Genomic DNA, 16,578 nt, shown 5'->3' on the forward strand with positions numbered 1-16,578 from the left:
GACCGTGGAGCCGGGCACAGACGCTCGTCTCGCTACTGACTCCGGTTCCGGCTGCGACGATGGATGCATGTGCGGGCCGTCGGATGGGGGTAATCGCGGCGCGATCGGTGCACCTGGCGCCGTACCGAACCCGTCGATCAGCCGTGCCACGAAGGGCGGCTCACACCTGTGCGCCCCGGAGTACTGCCGCCGGTATCGCCCCGCGGCCAGATCGCCTCAGACTGAGGACTCGGCGACCACACACATCGGCTTCCGCTGCGCTCGTAGCCTCTGAGGGCCGGCACCAGCGATCGATGCGCAGCTTGCACGTCCGATGAACTACCGAGCAGATCTTCGGCGGGTCCAGTTGAACAGCAGCCTTCTCGCACGGGCAACGGTCGGCTAGGAGGTTTCAGGTGCCGCGAGCATTGCCGACTGGCCCGTGTGGCGGCCCCTCGTCTCGGCTCGGGTGAGCTGGTCCATTGATTCCCTATTCAGCTGCGAGTGTGGCCTGCCGGCATGACCGCCCCCCGATTTGTTGAAAGTGTCCGGCTGAGTTCGTGCTCAGGACGCACGTTGGAGAGCACGGCTGGGAATCTCACCTGGCACGACGCACCATTAAAACATCCGATGTCTATAGTGGACCTGTCAGCTCGAGAACGGCGCTATCTTTTCGAGCGCCAGGCGGGCCGCCCCGAGCAGGCCGGCATCTGCCCCGGTGCTCGCCGCCTCGATTCGCAGGTTCCGGGTGGCGAGGGGGTGGCAGCCTTCATAGATGCGGCTGCGCACGGCGGCGATGAAAGGTTCGCTCGATGACATGCTTCCGGTGATGAAGACGGCGTCGGGATTGAAGAAGTTGACGACGCTGCTGAGGACCTCGCCAAGGTGTGTTCCAGCAGTTCGGACGAGGGTTGTGGCGCGTGGATGAGCATCGTGACTAAGTGTGATCACATCGGCTGTGGTCCGGACGTCGACCCCGTGCTCGCGCAACTGCCGAACGAGCCCGGCCCCGCTGGCTACGGTTTCGAGGCAGCCGACATTTCCGCACGAGCACGGCTCCGATCCCGCCGCCGGGACCCGGGTGTGGGTGATGTCGCCTGCCGCGCCGGTGGCGCCCCGATGCAGAGATCCGCTGACGATGATGCCGCTCCCAATGGCGGTGCCCGCCTTCACTGTGATGCTGTGATCGTCGGGCCCGAGCTGGCTGAAATGCTCGCCCAAGGCCATCGAGTTCGCGTCGTTGTCGACCGCGGTCGGAACGTCGAATTCGTTTTCAAACCAGCTCAGGACACTGAAGCCCTGCCAGCCTGGCATGCGAGATGGCAACTCGACGCCACCTGAGCGCGCGTCGACGGGCCCTGGCAGAGCAATACCGACGCCCCGGCAGCGCCCGCCCTCCCTCTCGGCTCTTCCTGACACAGCGCGCATCCCGTCGGCAATCAGTCGCAGCGTGCGCTCCGGCCCTTCGCTCACGAGAACCGGCAGGTTCTCTACCTCGTGCAGGGCGCCGGTGCGGTCGACCCGGCCGATCCGGACGTGCCGGGCTCCGAGCTCAGCGGAAAGAACGAAGTCCTGGTGTTCGCGCAGTCGCAGAATGCGCGGCCGCCGCCCCCCCGTTGACTCCCCGGCGCCCTCCTCGATGATCAGACCGTTTGACGCAAGTTCGGCCACACGCAACGACACGGTCGATGCGGCCAGTCCGAGCATGCGCGCAAGGTCTGTGCGCGAACGAGCCGAACCACTCGCAATCGCTTCGACGATCAGTTGCGACTGTCGTTCCGAACTGGTGAGTCGGGGGAGGGCGGGGCGCATGAACTGCTCTTTTCGGTTAAGGGCCCGGGACGCGGCGTCGCTCTGAGGGGCCGGGTGCTTTTCTGTCGTACCGGTCAAACATCGGACCAAAGTTGACGCGCCGGATTTCATCTGCAACCATTACTTACAACAAGAACGCGATCAACTTATTTTGACACACAAAATAAGTCAGGTCCATTTGTTTCCCGACAGGCGAGTCGCGTTCGTCAACATTCATTTCACATACCGGATTGTTTTGAACCCGGTGCCCAGGAAGGCAATTCAATGAAGAAGATGCACTATTTCACTGCCGTTGCGGCTTCGGCCGCCCTCGTACTGACGGGCTGCAGCGCCGGAGGCTCTTCCGCCGCAAGCGACGGAGCCATGGTCCTCGATATGTGGGCAGGAAGCGAAGAGGACACCCAGGCGTTGAAGGCGCAGGTCGAGGTTGCGAAGAAAGCGAATCCCGACCTGAAAATCGAACTCCGTACCGCTCCCTGGGGGGACTTCTTCACCAAGCTCACAACGAACATGGCGTCAGGGAACATGGCGTGCATCACTGGAATGAACAGCGGGATGCTGGCCGGGTACACGGGGGGCTTCGCGAAGCTCTCGACGGCCGACCTCAAAACGGCCGGAATCGAGGAAGACGACTTCGCGCCAGGAGCGTTCGAGATTCTCACCAACAAGGGTGACCTCTATGGCATCCCGTTCGACATGTCGACCATGCTCGCCTATTACAACGAGGACATCCTCAGCGAGACGGGCGCACCAGTCCCGAGCGCCGACTGGGACTTCGACGACTTCGAGGAGACAGTCACCACGGCTACCACGGCCGAGCATGCAGGATTCGGGATCGGTATGGGCGGATTCCAGTGGCAGGCGCTCCCCATCGCCAAGTCCGGCGTGCAGCCGGCGACCGAGGACGGCGAACTCGACCTCACGAACCCGGCATTCGTCGACGCCGCCACCTGGTACTCCGGTCTCGTCACCGAACAGAAGGTCGCGTTGCCGGTATCGTCAGCCTCTGACATTGGCTGGGGCGAGAGCCAGTTTGCCAGCGGGGCTGCCGCCGTCGCCATCGACGGGACCTGGAACGCTGTCACCTACCTCAACAACGACCCGGGCTTCACCGCAGGCATGGCGCCACTTCCCGCCGGGAAGGACGGATCGCTCGGTCTCGTTCTCGGATCCGGTTACGGAATCTCCGCAGACTGCCAGGACAAAGAAGCGGCGCTCAAAGTGCTGGGCTCGCTCGTCAGCGAAGAGGCACAAGATTCCATCGCGTCATCCGGACGCAGTTACCCGGCCCGAGTTTCGTCACAGCCCCTGTACTTCGAATCGCTCGACGAGGAACACCGTGCGCCGGTCAAGGCAGCGTTCGAGGCGGCATTCAGCAACGTCGAGGGTCAGTACGTCACCGACAACTGGTCGAAGGTTGAGACCTTTCTCCAGCCGCAGCTGGTGAGCGTCTACAGCGGCCAGACCTCCATGGCTGATGTGCTGAAGTCCGCACAATCCCAGTTCGGTAATTAGAGAATCGGTCCTGCCGATTAAGAGGAGTTTCTCCGACATGTCGATTGCCACGCCAAAAGCAGGTCGAGGAGCGCTGGCCAGAAGCGAGTCCCGTCAGGCGCTGGGCTTTGTCAGCCCAGCCCTGGCAGGGCTCGCCCTGTTCACCATCGTCCCGGTCGTACTGTCCATCGTGATGGGGTTTTACAACTGGCCGACGTTCGGAGAGAAGACCTTCGTCGGTTTCGGTAATTATGTCAAGCTTTTCACTGAGAGCCCGGATTTTTGGCCGGCGCTGCGCAACACGTTCGTATTTGCGGCCCTCTACGTGCCGCTGAGCGTGGCTCTGTCGTTCATGCTCGCGTTGTCGCTGAACTCGAGGATCAAGGGTCGCGGAGCACTGCGGGTGCTGTTCTTCATCCCGGTCGTTACACCCATGGTCGCCAACGTGTTGGTCTGGAAGATGATGCTCCAGCCTCAGGGGCTGTTCAACGGGCTCTCGCACTCGGTGTTCGGGGTCCAGCTCCCAAACTTTCTCGCCGACCCACAGTGGGCAATGATCATGGTCGTCATGATGTCGGTCTGGCAGGGGCTCGGCTACAACATGCTTATCTTCTCCGCCGCGCTGGAGCAGTTGCCCGAGCCGATCATCGAGGCAGCGCGCATCGACGGAGCCCGCGGGTTCAGGATGCTGCGGAGCATCACGGTGCCGCTCGCCTCGCCCTCGATCTTCTTCGCCAGCGTCATGACGATGATCACGGCCATGCAGGTGTTCGTCCAGCCCCAGCTGCTGACCGGAGGAGGGCCGGGCAACGCGACTCAGCCGATCGTGCAGTTCATTTACAACCAGGGTTTCAAGTTCCAGGAACTCGGCCTCGCCGCAGCAGCGGCCTGGATCCTCTTCGCCATCATCATCGCGATCACCGCCGTCCAGTTCGGCGCCCAGAAGAAGTGGGTGCACTATGAGCACTGATATTCTCACTCGTTCCGAATCGGCGGCATCGCCGCGCCGACGCCGCCGTGCCAACCGCGGCCAAGAAGAGCCCGCGCTCACCGGTCGCCCTCCTGTGACGAAGGGCGGTCGGCTGCGGTTGGTGATCGCGCACATTGTCATCTATCTCGCCGCGCTTATCTTCATCTCGCCGCTCATCTACGCTTTCTTCTCGGCGATGAAGCCGAATCAGGAGATGTTCGCAATGCCGCCGAGCCTCGTCGGCGCGGAGATCCACTGGGAGAACTTCGCGGCCGTCTTCTCGTACGGCCCGTTCCTCACCTACATCGGCAACTCATTCTTCGTCGCCATCGCCGGAACCCTCGTCGTCCTTGCCGTCTCTACAACAGCCGGCTACGCCTTCGGCAGGTTGAGGTGGAAGGGACGCGACGCCGTCTTCGTGCTGTTCCTCGCGACGCTCATGGTGCCCGCCGAAGTGGTCGTGATCCCGATGTTCATCCTGATGCAGTCCTTCGGCTGGGTCGACACCTACCAGGCCCTGATCCTGCCGTTCGCATTCACAGCATTCGGCACGTTCTTGATGCGCCAGTTCTTCCGTGGCATCCCGTTCGAGCTCGAGGAGGCAGCGCGTGTCGACGGGGCCGGACCGATCCGGTCCTTCCTGCAGATCATCCTTCCCCTGTCGAAATCGGCGGTGGCGGTTCTCGCGGTTTTCAGCTTCCTATCGTTCTGGAACAGCTACCTCTGGCCGCTCATCGTGACAGTGGACTATGCTGCCCACGGCACACTGCCGATCGGCCTCGCGAGCTTCTCTGGACTTCAGGGAACGCGCTGGGACCTCCAGATGGCGGCGGCGATCATTTCGATGATTCCGACGACGGTGCTGGTGATCGCGTTGCAGAAGCACCTCGTCAAGGGGATCTCCATGGCCGGACTAGGTGGTCGATAGATGTCTGATTCACAGAGCGGGAGCAGCCTTCCGCGCAGCGTCGTCGTCGCCGGAATCGATATCGGTGGAACCAAGATCTCAGCGATCCTGGTCGATCGCGCAGGAATAGTTCTGGCCGAGAGTACTGTCGTCACTCCCGCCAGGGAGGGCGGTGAGGCGATGAGCGCCGCAGCCGCAGCCCTCGTGCGCGATCTGGAGCGAAAAACGGGCCACGTGGCTGTTGCGGCCGGAGTCGGCGCAGCTGGAGTCATCGACCCGCTGACCGGTGTCGTCACCGCGGCATCTGAGACCTTTTCGAGCTGGACTGGTTTTCCGCTCGCCGACGATCTCTCACGCCGGCTCGGCGTTGCAACAGTGGTGGCGAACGATGTCAACGCGTTCCTGCACGGCGAAATGAGCTACGGCGCCGTCGCGGGGAGTGCCGACGCGATTGGCATCATGCTGGGAACCGGAGTGGGCGGAGCGATCGCGTTCGGCGGCGATATCTTCGACGGGCCACGGGGTGCGGCCGGCGAGATCGGTCATACCCCGGGGTACGGCGAGCACGTCTGCACCTGCGGGCAGATCGGTCACCTCGAGACCGTCGCCTCGGGCAGGTCGATCGGAGCCCGATACAGCGAGAAAGTTGCCGGCACCGCCGCCGACTCGTCGTTCGTCGTTGCCGAGCGTGCACGGCACGGCGACGCCACCGCCATCGCGACCTTCGAGCAGGCCGGCCGGGCCGTCGCACTCGCCATCGCCACCGCCGTCAATCTGCTGGATGTGCGCGATGTCGTCGTGGGCGGCGGAGTGCGGGGAGCCTGGGATCTTCTCGAACCAGCGCTCACGGCGGCACTGGCCGAGAACGAACCCGTTTCGGGGTATCCGGTGTTCGTCACGCCGAGTTCCCTGAAGGGGCGTGCGGTCGCGCTGGGAGCGGCCGCGCTCGCGTGGCGCCGATACGATGCGGGAGATCAGGATCCAACCACACCCCATGGCGACGATGCCATCAAGAACGTGAGGAGCCTGTCGTGACTGAAGCATCCGACATCTGGCGTGGACCACTCGACGACGTCGCCGACGGAGGGCTTGCATCGCCGCGCATCGGCATCGGCGGAATCTCGATCGAATCGAGCACCTTCTCGCCCCACGTCAGCGGGGATGAGGCGTTCATCGAACGCCGTGAGGCGGAGTTGCTGGACTACTATCCTTTCCTTGCCGCGGGGTCCGAACTTCGGAACGCCGCCGACTGGGTGCCCATTCTCCAGGCGCGGTCATTGCCAGGGGGAGCTGTCGCCCGCCAGACCTACGAGCGGCTCAAAGCGGAACTGCTTGACGGCATCCGCAGAAAGGCCCCGTTCGACGGCTTCTATTTCGATATTCACGGCGCGATGAGCGTGGTCGGGCTCACCGACGCCGAGGGCGACCTCGCGACGGCTGTGCGTGAGGAACTGGGCCCGGACGTACTCATCGGCACGTCGATGGACCTACACGGGAACGTCTCACGCGTGCTCCTGGATGCCACCGACCTCATCACGTGCTACCGGATGGCACCGCACGAGGACGACTGGAACACGAAGGAACGGGCGGTGCACACACTGCTCTCGCGGCTGCGCGCGGCGACGGGTTCTGATTCGGTGCTCCGTCGGCCATTCAAGGCGTGGCTGCCAGTGCCCGTACTCCTGCCCGGTGAGAAGACAAGCACGCGCATCGAACCGGCCAGGACGCTGTACGCCGAGTTGCCGCGGGTCGAACGGCGTGACGGCGTCACGGATGCCGCATTGTGGGTCGGGTACGCCTGGGCCGATGAGCCCCGGTGCCAGGCTGCTGTCGTGGTGACGGGGGACGCCCCGGACGTCATCCGCGATGAGGCTGAACGCCTCGGACGGCTGTACTGGGACGCGCGCGCCGACTTCGCCTTCGTTGCGCCTGCCGTGCCGCTGGACGAGGCCATCGAGTCCGCGCTCGCGAGCGTCGCGGCATCCGGTGAGCGCCCGTACCTGATCTCGGACTCCGGGGACAACCCGACGGCGGGCGGGGCTGGAGACGTGTCGTGGACGCTCGGCCAACTCCTGCGGCGCCCCGAGTTCGCCGATGGCGAGATCGACGTCGTCCACGCTTCGGTCTTTGACTCGGCGGCCGTTGCCACCGCGGTGGCGGCCGGTGTTGGTGCCTCGGTCAGGCTCGACGTCGGTGGACGCGTCGACGACGGCCCCTCAGGGCCGGTGTCGCTGGTTGGAGAAGTGCTCACGATCACCCACGGTGATCCGGATGCAGGCAGCCAGGTTGTCGTGAAATCCGGCGGCGTGCATGCCATCATCACCGAGCGCAGGAAGCCCTTCCACCACGTGAGCGACTTCACCGACTTGGGAATCGACCCTCGCAGCGTCGACATCCTCATCGTGAAAATCGGTTACCTCGAACCAGAATTGTACGAACTCGCAACCGGGAGCGCGGCAGGGGAGCGGTGGCGACTTGCTCTCACGCCAGGGGGCGTAGACCAGGACCTCGTGAGACTCGGGCATTCACGACTCGTGCCTGGTGTGTATCCGTTCGAGCCATCCGCCCACGAACCCGACCTGCGGGCGATCGTCAGCCGGCGCACCGGACACGCGATAGAGGAGATCTGATGTTGAATTTCGAGGACCGCACCGGCCCCGTGATTGAGGCCGATTCGCCGGTCTATCCCGAGCAGGCGGTGCCGGAGTGGTATCGCGACGCCAAGCTCGGGTTCTTCGTGCACTGGGGTTTGTATTCAGTGCCTGCCTGGGCGACCGCGCACGGCGAGAATGCCGTTCCGACTGAGGACGCGTACGCCTGGCACCAGTACGCCGAGTGGTACGGCAATACCGTTCGAATCATGAACAGCCCAACGCGCAAACGCCACGAAGAGGTCTACGGCGTGGGCACCGACTATGAGGACCTCGCCGATCTGTGGCACGCCGAGAAGTTCGACGCCACCGAATTCGTCGGAATGCTCGCAGACGCTGGTGCCCGCTACGTCGTCCCGACGACCAAGCATCACGAGGGATTTTGCCTCTGGGACACTCCGTCCACACCGTTCAACGCGGCCAGGCGAGGACCGAAGCGGGATTTAATCGGCGAATTCCACGATGCGACCCGTGCCGCCAACTTGCGGTTCGGCGTCTACTACTCCGGTGCACTCGACTGGCACGTGAGCGAATTCCCCGCGATCGAATCAGACACTGACCTGTTCCGGCACCGGCGCAACGACTCGTCGTTCGCCCGCTACAGCGCTTCGCAACTCGACGAGCTGGTCGCCAGATTCCGACCCGACCTGTTGTGGAACGACATCGACTGGCCAGACGGGGGCAAAGGCAGCGAGGATTACGGCGTCGCCGCAATCCTCGGCCGATACTTCGCCTCCGTGCCAGATGGAGTCGTGAACGACAGATGGGGCGTGCCGTACCACGGCTTCCTCACCCGCGAGTATTCGCATGTCCCCGAGATTCTCGACCGGCCATGGGAAGCGACGCGAGGGCTCGGATTCTCCTTCGGGTACAACGAGGCGGAGGGCCAGGAGCACACGCTCACCGGGGCCGCCCTGATTGAACTTCTCGTGGATGTCGTCAGTAAGAACGGCAACCTCCTGATCAACGTCGGTCCGCGCGCCGACGGCACCGCGCCGGAGCTCCAGCGTGCCAGCATGTCAGCGATGGGCGACTGGTTGCGGATCAACGGCGATGCCATCTACGGCACCCGGCCGTGGATCCGGGCGGGAGACGGTTCCGGTCCGAACGCGGTCGCTTACACGCGGGCCGGCCGCACCGTCTTCGTCCACGTGATGAACCCCGGAACGGGCGTCGTCGCGTTGCCGCCTGAGCTCCGATCCGGACAACACCTCACCTGGCTGGGAGCCAAGGGACGAGGCGAGCCCGAGGTTGACCTTGATGGATGCGTTCAGGTGCCACCGACATTGCGGTCCGCGGCTGTCGCAGTTCTCGCCGTCGAACTGTGACCGGCTGGACTCCGATGGTTTCCCAATCGCTTGCTGTCGAGATCGCTGTGCAGGGCGCAGACGGTGCTCGGATCGCGCGTTCGAACGGTGCGTCACGCGTAGAGCTCTGCCAGGGTCTCTCTCTCGGCGGGCTCACTCCATCCATCGGTACCATCGAGACCGTCGTGGCCGAGGCGGAAGCCGACGGGGCTCACGATATCCACGTCCTCGTCCGGTCGCGCGCAGGCGACTTCGTGTATTCGGATCGCGATGTTGACCTCATGGTGCGAGACATCGAGGCAACCGCCGAGGCGGGAGCCGCCGGAGTAGTGATCGGGGCCCTGACGGCGAAAGGGACGATTGACCGTCGTTCCATTCGGCGCTTGATATCGGCCGCCGGAGACCTCTGCATCACATTTCACCGAGCTGTCGACATCGTGACGAGCAGCGCAGCAGCCGTTTCGGAGCTCGGCGAGCTCGGTGTCAACAGGGTGCTTACCTCGGGGCGGGCGACGTCGAGCGAAAACGGCGCTGAGGTGCTCAGGCAGATGGTTGAGGCGGCGACGGGGCGTTTGGAAATCATGGCGGGCGGCGGGGTTACCATCGCGTCGATACCACTGTTGGCCTCGACGGGGGTTGACGCTGTTCACCTTTCGGCCCGCGTCGCGGCGCAGAAGACCTTCGGTAGCGGACCTGGCGGCGGAGATGACGACTATGAGGTCACGGACCCACGGGCGGTCGCCCTCGCGGTCGCCGCTGCCGCGAAAGCCAGCCGGGAGATCGTCATCAGGCATCAACCGAAGGCTTGAAGCGGACTCCTCAAAAGTAGCCGCCCTTATCAGATCGCGCAGCGACTGCTCGCGGCCACGCTAATGGCGCGCTTCGCGAACATTATTACCCACAAAGTGAGAGAAGCGAAATGAAAACGGGTACACCCACTCTCAGCACTGCCGCCCACCCGCAGCCCTACTCACTATCCATGTACGCCGCGTGACTGTGAAAGTTATGGTCGCCGATACGTCTGAAGTCGGTGCAGTTGCCGAATCCGCCGTCTGGGAACTGCTTCGGTCCAATCCCGAAGCAGTACTCGGCGTCGCTACAGGGAGCACACCGGGCCCGCTCTATCAGGCGTTGGCGTCACGCGGGAAGAAGTTCCCAACGGTGCAGGCGTTCGCGCTCGACGAATATTGCGGGATTGATGCGAGCGACCCCAATTCCTACCGCAGCACCCTGCTACGCGAGTTCGCGCGTCCCCTCGGTATTCCAGCCGAACATGTGCACGTTCCGTCGACAAGTAACGATTGCAAGGACAACGCAGCGGACTACGAGTCCTCCATCTCTGAGGCCGGGGGCATCGCAGTGCAGATTCTTGGCGTCGGAACTAATGGGCATATCGCCTTCAACGAGCCGGGGTCGTCTTTCGAGTCAAGAACGCGTGTCGTGGAACTCACAGAACGAACTCGGCGGGACAATTCACGCTACTTTCCTTCTATATCCGACGTTCCTCGTTCAGCCTTGACGCAAGGAATCGGCACCATTCTGGAGGCACGGAAACTCGTCGTGATGGCGTTTGGCGTGGGGAAAGCCGCCGCCGTTGCGGCAGCTTTGGAGGGACCAGTGACAACGGACGTTCCCGCTTCCGCGATCCAGACGCATCCGGACGTCATAGTCTGCCTCGACCTGGCAGCCGCCAGCTCCCTGACCCGATCCCACCGCTAAGGCGAGAAACTTGGTGGCAAGCTGCTTCGGCTGCGACCGAGCACGAATCTGCTTTACCCCGTTTGAGCTCACTCCGAACGGATCCGCAGCTCCTGCATGCCGCCGTCGACAGCAATCGACGTTCCGGTCGTCGAGTTGGACTGAGGGCTGGCAAGGTATGCGACCGCGTCAGCGACCTCCTCGGGGCGGACCAGGCGGCCGTGAGGCTGGCGTGCGTTGAGAGCGGCGCGCTCCGCGTCTGGGTCTGCTGCGCTTGAGAGAAGGCGCGCAACCCAAGGGGTGTCAGCGGTTCCCGGGTTCACTGCGTTGACCCGGATTCCTTCACGTAGGTGATCAGCGGCCATCGCGCGGGTGAGGGAAAGCACCGCGCCCTTCGACGCACTGTATAGAGCTCGGCCGGGTAGTCCCGCAGTGGCAGCGATCGACGACATGTTCACGATCGCCGCGGACGGGGATTTGCGAAGCCAAGGAAGGGCGGCCGAGGTGACCCGGGCAATCCCGGTGACGTTGATGGTGAGAACGCGGGCCCACTCCTCGTCATCGTTGTCGGCTATGGATCCTTGGGCGCCGATGCCTGCGTTGTTGATCACGATGTCGATCCGGCCGAACTTGTCGGCGACGGCCGCGATCGCCGCTTCCACAGAAGTGCGATCGGCGATATCGGCCTTGAGTGCTAAATGGGCCGGGTCGGCGTCCGCCGGGCTGAGGTCCAGCACTGCCACCCGCGCTCCGCCCTCGGTGAGGCGGGTGGCGATGGCCGCACCGATTCCCGAAGCGCCGCCGGTGACGACGGCAACAAGGTTGTCAAACTCTGGCATTGGAATACTCCTTTGTGGATGGGATCCTGATCGAGCTCGCTGCACGAGCTGATCGGTGAACGGACGGGTCGTTACTCGGCCATCGCCGCGGTGGCACGGTCGTCCTCGTGCGCCTTGAAGATTTGCCGCTGGCGCCCCAAGCCCTCAATCTCGACCTCGATGACGTCTCCGTCGCTGATGTACGGGAATCGGCCAGACAGTGCGACACCCTCCGGTGTTCCGGTGAGCACAAGGTCGCCGGGTTCGAGCGCGAGGTATTGGCTGAGGTTCCAGATGATGTGTTCCACGCTGAAAATCAGGTCGGCCGTCGATGAGTCCTGTCGCGGTTCACCGTTCACGAAGCTCGTGAGCCTGACATCAGCGTGGTTCACCTCGTCAGGTGTGACGAGCCAGGGCCCAGTCGGGTTAAAACCCGGCGCACATTTTCCTTTAGACCACTGTCCGCCGGATACCTCGAGCTGAAAGGCACGCTCGGAAACATCGTTGGCGGTAACGAAGCCAGCGATGTGGGCGGCCGCGGCGTCGGGGGAGTCGAGGTAGGAGGCGCGCTTGCCGATGACGACGCCGAGTTCGACCTCCCAGTCGGTCTTGGTGCTCCCCCGCGGGATCTCTACGGAGTCGTTCGGTCCGGTAACAGTATTTGGGGTTTTCATGAACATGATCGGGGTTTTGGGAGGCGCCGAACCGGATTCGGCGGCGTGCGCGGCGTAGTTCATTCCGATGCAGATCACTGCGCTCGGCCGGGCGATTGGAGCGCCGATACGAAGGTCATCGGCGTCGGCGAGGGCCGTCAGGGAACCTGCGTCGAGCGCCGTCCGCACGTCAGCGACTTTCGATGACGACAGGAAGTCGCCGTCGATGTCGCGGGTGATAGGGGAGATATCGAACCAGGTGTCGTCCGACTCGACCACGGGTATTTCGGAGCCGATAGGGCCCAGCCTGGCGAACTTCATGCGGCAACTTCCTGTCTTTGGGTCCGATTGACGGCATTCGCCGCACCGGGAACATCTGAACTGTCCGACCGCCGCACTCAGCGCTTGAGCCAAGACCGGCGGCAGCCGGCGTAATTGACAGTCTATACATCCGATGTTTAGTGTGGGGTATCCCAACTTAGGAGCTTTCCCGTGAGCATCATCCGCGCGCTCGAAACCAGCGACATCCGTTTTCCCACATCAACATCGCTCGACGGTTCGGATGCCATGAACCTGGATCCTGATTATTCGGCGGCTTACGTTCGAATCATCACCGACGCGGACGACGGGCATGAGGGCCACGGGTTCGTCTTCACAATCGGCCGCGGCAACGAGGTGCAGGTCGCGGCAATTGATGCACTCGCCGGTCGCCTCATCGGGCGCAACGCCGAAAACCTGCTCGACAACATGGGCGCCACGTGGCGCGAGTTCGTCTGGGACTCCCAATTGCGTTGGCTCGGCCCAGAGAAGGGCGTCATGCACATGGCGATCGGCGCTGTGATTAACGCGCTGTGGGACCTCAAGGCCAAAAGGGCAGGACTGCCTCTCTGGCAACTGCTCGGCCGGATGACTCCTGAGGAGATTGTCGAACTCATCGACTTCCGTTACCTCACCGACGCCCTCACGCCTGATGAGGCGCTCGACATCCTTCGCGCCGCCGAGCCTGGCCGCTACGACCGCGAAGCGGAGTTGCTCGCGTCGGGCTACCCGGCATACACGACCACCCCGGGCTGGCTGGGCTACAGCGATGAGAAACTCGTCCGCTTGGCGAAGGAGGCCGTCGCCGAGGGCTACGGCATGATCAAGCTCAAGGTCGGCGGCAACGTCGACGACGACATCCGACGGATGCGTCTCGCCCGCGAAGCGGTCGGACCCGACATCCGCATCGGCACAGACGCGAACCAGCGCTGGGGGGTCGATGAGGCGATCGAGTGGATGTCACGCCTCGCCGAATTCGACGTGGCCTGGATCGAGGAACCCACCAGTCCTGATGATCTGCTTGCGCACGCCGCGATCGCTCGCGGCGTCGCGCCGATCCCCGTGGCCACCGGAGAACACGTGGCCAACCGGATCATGTTTAAGCAGTTCCTGCAGGCTGACGCGCTCCAGGTTCTCCAGATCGACGCGTCCCGTGTCGCCGGGGTCAATGAGAACGTCGCCATCCTGCTTCTCGCAGCGAAGTTTGGTGTTCCGGTGTGCCCGCACGCCGGAGGCGTCGGCCTGTGTGAAGCCGTGCAGCACCTGTCGATGTTTGACTTCGTGGCTGTGTCCGGGTCGGATGAAGGCCGGGTCATCGAATTCGTCGATCACCTTCACGAGCACTTCGTCACTCCCGTCGATATGAAGAACGGCTGCTATTCGGCGCCGACCGCTCCCGGCAACGGTATGGAGATGCACGCGGGGAGCCGAACCGAGTATTCTTTCGGCGCATGAGCGAATTGACAATGCCAACTCTTGGCTACGGTGCCGCCAACGTCGGTAACCTGTTCTGCGCGCTCACCGACGATGAATCTTGGGAGATTCTGCAGGCGGCGTGGGATGCGGGCATTCGGTACTTCGACACCGCCCCGCATTACGGGCTAGGCCTTTCGGAACGGCGGCTTGGCGCGTTTCTCGCCACCAAGCCGCGTGACCAGTTCGTCGTCTCGACAAAGGTGGGTCGGCTGCTCGAACCACATCCGGAGGGCGCGGGCGAACTCGACCTCGAGCACAACTTCGCTGTACCCGCCGACCACCGGCGCGTGTGGGACTTTTCAGCTGTCGGCATCCGCTCCAGTATTGAAGATTCACTCGAACGCACCGGGCTCGACCGGTTCGATGTTCTATACCTGCACGACCCCGAGCGGCATCGCCTTGAGGAAGCACTTGATGTCGCCATTCCGGCACTCGCGCATTTCCGTGACCAAGGAATGGCCCGGGCGATCGGGGTCGGCTCCATGGACACCGACGCCCTTCTCGCCTCGGCGAACACTGGGGCGCTCGACCTGCTCATGGTCGCTGGGCGCTACACGCTCGCCGAGCAGCCGGCGATCGACGAGGTCGTACCGGCCTGCCGGCAGAACGGCGTCGGCATCGTCAACGCCTCGATCTTCAATTCGGGACTCCTTGCAACGGACAACCCCGGCGCTGACGCTCGATACGAATACGGTGATGTACCTGCCGATCTGCTCGAGCACGTACGTGCGATCGCCGCGGTCTGCGAGAGCTTTGATGTCTCCCTTCCGGCCGCAGCACTGCAGTACACGCTCAGAGATGACACTGTCCGTTCCGTCGTCGTCGGAGGCAACCGGACGGAACATCTTCTGCAGAACGCGGAGCGAATGGCGGAACCGATCCCGGACGATTTGTGGGATGTCCTCGCCGCGAGGGGTTTGATCCCCGCATGACCACGGCCCTGCGCATAGACGCGCACCTACACCTGTGGGATCTCGGCGTATCGGAGTACGGCTGGCTCGGTCCCGAGTTCGGCCCCCTCTACGCGAGCTGGTCGGCCGAGCAGGCCGAACGTGAGCTGGGCGCGGCCGGCATTGACGGTGCGATCCTCATGCAGGCCGAGGACTCGCACGTCGACACGCAGTTCATGCTCGATATTGCCGATGCGCATGACTGGGTTCTCGGAGTCGTCGGTTGGGTGCAGCTTGATTCGACGGATTCCGCCAGGCGCGGACTCGACGCGTGGTCACGGCATCCAAAATTCCGTGGCATCCGCCACTTACTCAACAATGACCCGCGCGAAGGTTTCCTGGAACTGGCCCCGGTGCGGGCGTCTCTCGCCGAGGTCGCACGCAGAGGTTTCGCTTTCGACGTGCACGACGCGTGGCCGCGGCACCTCGATCAGGCGACCAACGTCGCCAGGGACCTGCCGGAGCTGACACTCGTGCTGGACCACCTCGGCAAACCGCCACGGGGCCGTGACGAACTCGCTTCCTGGCGGACGAGCATTACGGAATTCGCCGCTCAGCCCAACACAATTGGGAAGCTGTCGAGTCTGCGGCGGCCTGACGCGCCCTACACGGTCGACGCGATTCGTGAAGTGTTTGATCTCGCGCTCGACGCTTTCGGCACGGATCGCCTCATGTACGGTGGCGACTGGCCGATGTCGATCCCGGATGGCGGATATGCCCCGACCTGGCAGGTGTTGAGTGAGCTCATCGGCGAGCTGAGCGGGCCGGAACAGGAGGCGGTTCTTGGCGGGACCGCGACTCGGGTGTACAACATTCATGGGCCCGACGACCGGTAGACCCGGCCGTGGAACCAGATCAGATCGAACGACCGAGAGGACCCACCATGCTTGAGGGAATTAACCCACTCCTGACCGGCGAATTGCTATTGCGCCTCGATGAGATGGGGCACTCGGACACCGTTATCATCGTCGACGCTCACTTTCCTGCCGCCCGCCTCGCTGAACGCTTGATCACGCTGCCGGGCACGACCTCGCCGGAGGTGCTTGCCGCAATTCGCAGTGTGCTGCCACTCGACGACAGCCCCGCCGTCGACCTGATGACGTCGGCGGACGGCAATGTGCTCGATGTGCAGAAGGAACTCCTGTCTTCTGCGGGCGTGACTCAGGACGATGTGCGTTTCATCGACCGGTTTGACTTCTACGATGACGCTGAAGATGCCTTCGTGATCATTCGCACCGGGGAGACGCGGAAGTATGGTTGCGTGATCGTTCGGAAAGGTCTCGTCGGGCGGTTCTCCTGACGTCGGGCGCCGATTGCTCTGTGCGACCGGTCAACATTCGGCCCGACGCCGCTGTTGCCCTGCGGTTAGGACGCGACGGCGTCGCGAAGCCATTGCTCCACGCCAGATATGTGCACGACGGTCAAAGCTTGTGCAAGTTCAGCGTCTCCGCGCTCGAGCGCGTCGACAATGGCCCGGTGCTCGTCCAGAGTTCGGGCGACGGAGTTCTCCTGGGTGAGGCCGCGCCAGATACGCGCCCGCACGGT

17 protein-coding genes are annotated in these 16,578 nt (G+C 63.6%); 13 read left to right on the forward strand and 4 right to left on the reverse strand.

Going from position 1 to position 16,578, the window contains the following annotated elements; genetic code table 11:
- The first annotated feature begins 67 nt into the window (after positions 1 to 67).
- Positions 68 to 274 carry an SUMF1/EgtB/PvdO family nonheme iron enzyme gene (locus tag ACLQ62_RS14730; protein ID WP_411722393.1) on the forward strand — a complete coding sequence of 69 codons (207 nt, stop codon included), beginning with the start codon at positions 68 to 70 and terminating at the stop codon, positions 272 to 274.
- A gap of 353 nt (positions 275 to 627) precedes the next feature.
- Here the strand turns inward: ACLQ62_RS14730 and ACLQ62_RS14735 are convergent, their stop codons facing one another.
- Positions 628 to 1,686 (reverse strand): ROK family protein, encoded by a 1,059-nt coding sequence (locus tag ACLQ62_RS14735; RefSeq protein ID WP_411722378.1) that lies wholly within the window; start codon positions 1,684 to 1,686, stop codon positions 628 to 630.
- A 369-nt stretch (positions 1,687 to 2,055) separates the two neighbouring features.
- Here ACLQ62_RS14735 and ACLQ62_RS14740 point away from each other — a divergent pair, with 369 nt between their 5' ends.
- The 8 genes from ACLQ62_RS14740 to ACLQ62_RS14775 all read left to right on the forward strand — a co-directional run bounded on the left by ACLQ62_RS14740 (position 2,056) and on the right by ACLQ62_RS14775 (position 10,839).
- Complete coding sequence (locus ACLQ62_RS14740) at positions 2,056 to 3,306, forward strand: ABC transporter substrate-binding protein (protein WP_411722379.1); 1,251 nt, start codon at positions 2,056 to 2,058, stop codon at positions 3,304 to 3,306.
- A 37-nt stretch (positions 3,307 to 3,343) separates the two neighbouring features.
- Positions 3,344 to 4,255, forward strand: coding sequence for a carbohydrate ABC transporter permease (locus ACLQ62_RS14745; RefSeq protein WP_411722380.1), 912 nt, complete (start codon positions 3,344 to 3,346; stop codon positions 4,253 to 4,255).
- On the forward strand, positions 4,245 to 5,183 hold the full coding sequence (locus tag ACLQ62_RS14750; RefSeq protein ID WP_411722381.1) for a carbohydrate ABC transporter permease: 939 nt from the start codon (positions 4,245 to 4,247) through the stop codon (positions 5,181 to 5,183). The genes ACLQ62_RS14745 and ACLQ62_RS14750 overlap by 11 nt, the downstream gene beginning before the upstream one ends.
- Complete coding sequence (locus ACLQ62_RS14755; RefSeq protein WP_411722382.1) at positions 5,184 to 6,197, forward strand: ROK family protein; 1,014 nt, start codon at positions 5,184 to 5,186, stop codon at positions 6,195 to 6,197. It abuts the gene before it with no gap.
- A gap of 14 nt (positions 6,198 to 6,211) precedes the next feature.
- Entirely contained in the window at positions 6,212 to 7,792 is a 1,581-nt protein-coding gene (locus ACLQ62_RS14760; protein WP_411722394.1) for a M81 family metallopeptidase, read from the forward strand.
- Positions 7,792 to 9,141 (forward strand): alpha-L-fucosidase, encoded by a 1,350-nt coding sequence (locus ACLQ62_RS14765; protein WP_411722383.1) that lies wholly within the window; start codon positions 7,792 to 7,794, stop codon positions 9,139 to 9,141. The genes ACLQ62_RS14760 and ACLQ62_RS14765 overlap by 1 nt, the downstream gene beginning before the upstream one ends.
- Before the next feature lie 14 nt (positions 9,142 to 9,155).
- Complete coding sequence (locus ACLQ62_RS14770; protein WP_411722384.1) at positions 9,156 to 9,929, forward strand: copper homeostasis protein CutC; 774 nt, start codon at positions 9,156 to 9,158, stop codon at positions 9,927 to 9,929.
- A 196-nt stretch (positions 9,930 to 10,125) separates the two neighbouring features.
- On the forward strand, positions 10,126 to 10,839 hold the full coding sequence (locus ACLQ62_RS14775) for a glucosamine-6-phosphate deaminase (RefSeq protein ID WP_411722385.1): 714 nt from the start codon (positions 10,126 to 10,128) through the stop codon (positions 10,837 to 10,839).
- Positions 10,840 to 10,907: 68 nt separating this feature from the next.
- Here the strand turns inward: ACLQ62_RS14775 and ACLQ62_RS14780 are convergent, their stop codons facing one another.
- Both ACLQ62_RS14780 and ACLQ62_RS14785 read right to left on the reverse strand, forming a co-directional pair.
- Entirely contained in the window at positions 10,908 to 11,657 is a 750-nt protein-coding gene (locus ACLQ62_RS14780) for an SDR family NAD(P)-dependent oxidoreductase (protein WP_411722386.1), read from the reverse strand.
- A gap of 71 nt (positions 11,658 to 11,728) precedes the next feature.
- Entirely contained in the window at positions 11,729 to 12,610 is an 882-nt protein-coding gene (locus ACLQ62_RS14785) for a fumarylacetoacetate hydrolase family protein (RefSeq protein ID WP_411722387.1), read from the reverse strand.
- 171 nt (positions 12,611 to 12,781) lie between these two features.
- Between ACLQ62_RS14785 and ACLQ62_RS14790 the strand changes: the two genes are divergently transcribed.
- The 4 genes from ACLQ62_RS14790 to ACLQ62_RS14805 are packed head-to-tail and all read left to right on the forward strand — an operon-like array spanning position 12,782 to position 16,333.
- Positions 12,782 to 14,062: an L-fuconate dehydratase gene (locus tag ACLQ62_RS14790; RefSeq protein WP_411722388.1), complete on the forward strand. Its 1,281-nt coding sequence runs from the start codon at positions 12,782 to 12,784 to the stop codon at positions 14,060 to 14,062.
- A complete protein-coding gene (locus ACLQ62_RS14795) occupies positions 14,059 to 15,015 on the forward strand; it encodes an aldo/keto reductase (RefSeq protein WP_411722389.1) in 957 nt (318 codons plus the stop codon). Before ACLQ62_RS14790 ends, ACLQ62_RS14795 begins: the two co-directional genes overlap by 4 nt.
- A complete protein-coding gene (locus ACLQ62_RS14800) occupies positions 15,012 to 15,869 on the forward strand; it encodes an amidohydrolase family protein (protein WP_411722390.1) in 858 nt (285 codons plus the stop codon). Before ACLQ62_RS14795 ends, ACLQ62_RS14800 begins: the two co-directional genes overlap by 4 nt.
- Positions 15,870 to 15,916: 47 nt before the next feature.
- Positions 15,917 to 16,333 (forward strand): RbsD/FucU family protein, encoded by a 417-nt coding sequence (locus ACLQ62_RS14805; protein ID WP_411722391.1) that lies wholly within the window; start codon positions 15,917 to 15,919, stop codon positions 16,331 to 16,333.
- 65 nt (positions 16,334 to 16,398) lie between these two features.
- Here ACLQ62_RS14805 and ACLQ62_RS14810 read toward each other — a convergent pair.
- Positions 16,399 to 16,578: FCD domain-containing protein (locus tag ACLQ62_RS14810; protein WP_411722392.1), on the reverse strand; the 180-nt coding region annotated here is incomplete at its 5' end.

The sequence above is a fragment of the Mycetocola sp. genome, assembly GCF_046716805.1.
Classification (GTDB): Bacteria; Actinomycetota; Actinomycetes; order Actinomycetales; family Microbacteriaceae; genus Mycetocola_A.

Bases quoted from the DNA above. Each gene is read 5' to 3' on its own strand.
- ACLQ62_RS14785 (WP_411722387.1), bottom strand. From the start codon at position 12,610: ATGAAGTTCGCCAGGCTGGGCCCTATCGGCTCCGAAATACCCGTGGTC.
- ACLQ62_RS14745 (WP_411722380.1), top strand. From the start codon at position 3,344: ATGTCGATTGCCACGCCAAAAGCAGGTCGAGGAGCGCTGGCCAGAAGC.
- ACLQ62_RS14770 (WP_411722384.1), top strand. From the start codon at position 9,156: ATGGTTTCCCAATCGCTTGCTGTCGAGATCGCTGTGCAGGGCGCAGAC.
- ACLQ62_RS14730 (WP_411722393.1), top strand. From the start codon at position 68: ATGTGCGGGCCGTCGGATGGGGGTAATCGCGGCGCGATCGGTGCACCT.
- ACLQ62_RS14750 (WP_411722381.1), top strand. From the start codon at position 4,245: ATGAGCACTGATATTCTCACTCGTTCCGAATCGGCGGCATCGCCGCGC.
- ACLQ62_RS14735 (WP_411722378.1), bottom strand. From the start codon at position 1,686: ATGCTCGGACTGGCCGCATCGACCGTGTCGTTGCGTGTGGCCGAACTT.
- ACLQ62_RS14740 (WP_411722379.1), top strand. From the start codon at position 2,056: ATGAAGAAGATGCACTATTTCACTGCCGTTGCGGCTTCGGCCGCCCTC.
- ACLQ62_RS14795 (WP_411722389.1), top strand. From the start codon at position 14,059: ATGAGCGAATTGACAATGCCAACTCTTGGCTACGGTGCCGCCAACGTC.
- ACLQ62_RS14765 (WP_411722383.1), top strand. From the start codon at position 7,792: ATGTTGAATTTCGAGGACCGCACCGGCCCCGTGATTGAGGCCGATTCG.
- ACLQ62_RS14780 (WP_411722386.1), bottom strand. From the start codon at position 11,657: ATGCCAGAGTTTGACAACCTTGTTGCCGTCGTCACCGGCGGCGCTTCG.
- ACLQ62_RS14800 (WP_411722390.1), top strand. From the start codon at position 15,012: ATGACCACGGCCCTGCGCATAGACGCGCACCTACACCTGTGGGATCTC.
- ACLQ62_RS14775 (WP_411722385.1), top strand. From the start codon at position 10,126: ATGGTCGCCGATACGTCTGAAGTCGGTGCAGTTGCCGAATCCGCCGTC.
- ACLQ62_RS14755 (WP_411722382.1), top strand. From the start codon at position 5,184: ATGTCTGATTCACAGAGCGGGAGCAGCCTTCCGCGCAGCGTCGTCGTC.
- ACLQ62_RS14805 (WP_411722391.1), top strand. From the start codon at position 15,917: ATGCTTGAGGGAATTAACCCACTCCTGACCGGCGAATTGCTATTGCGC.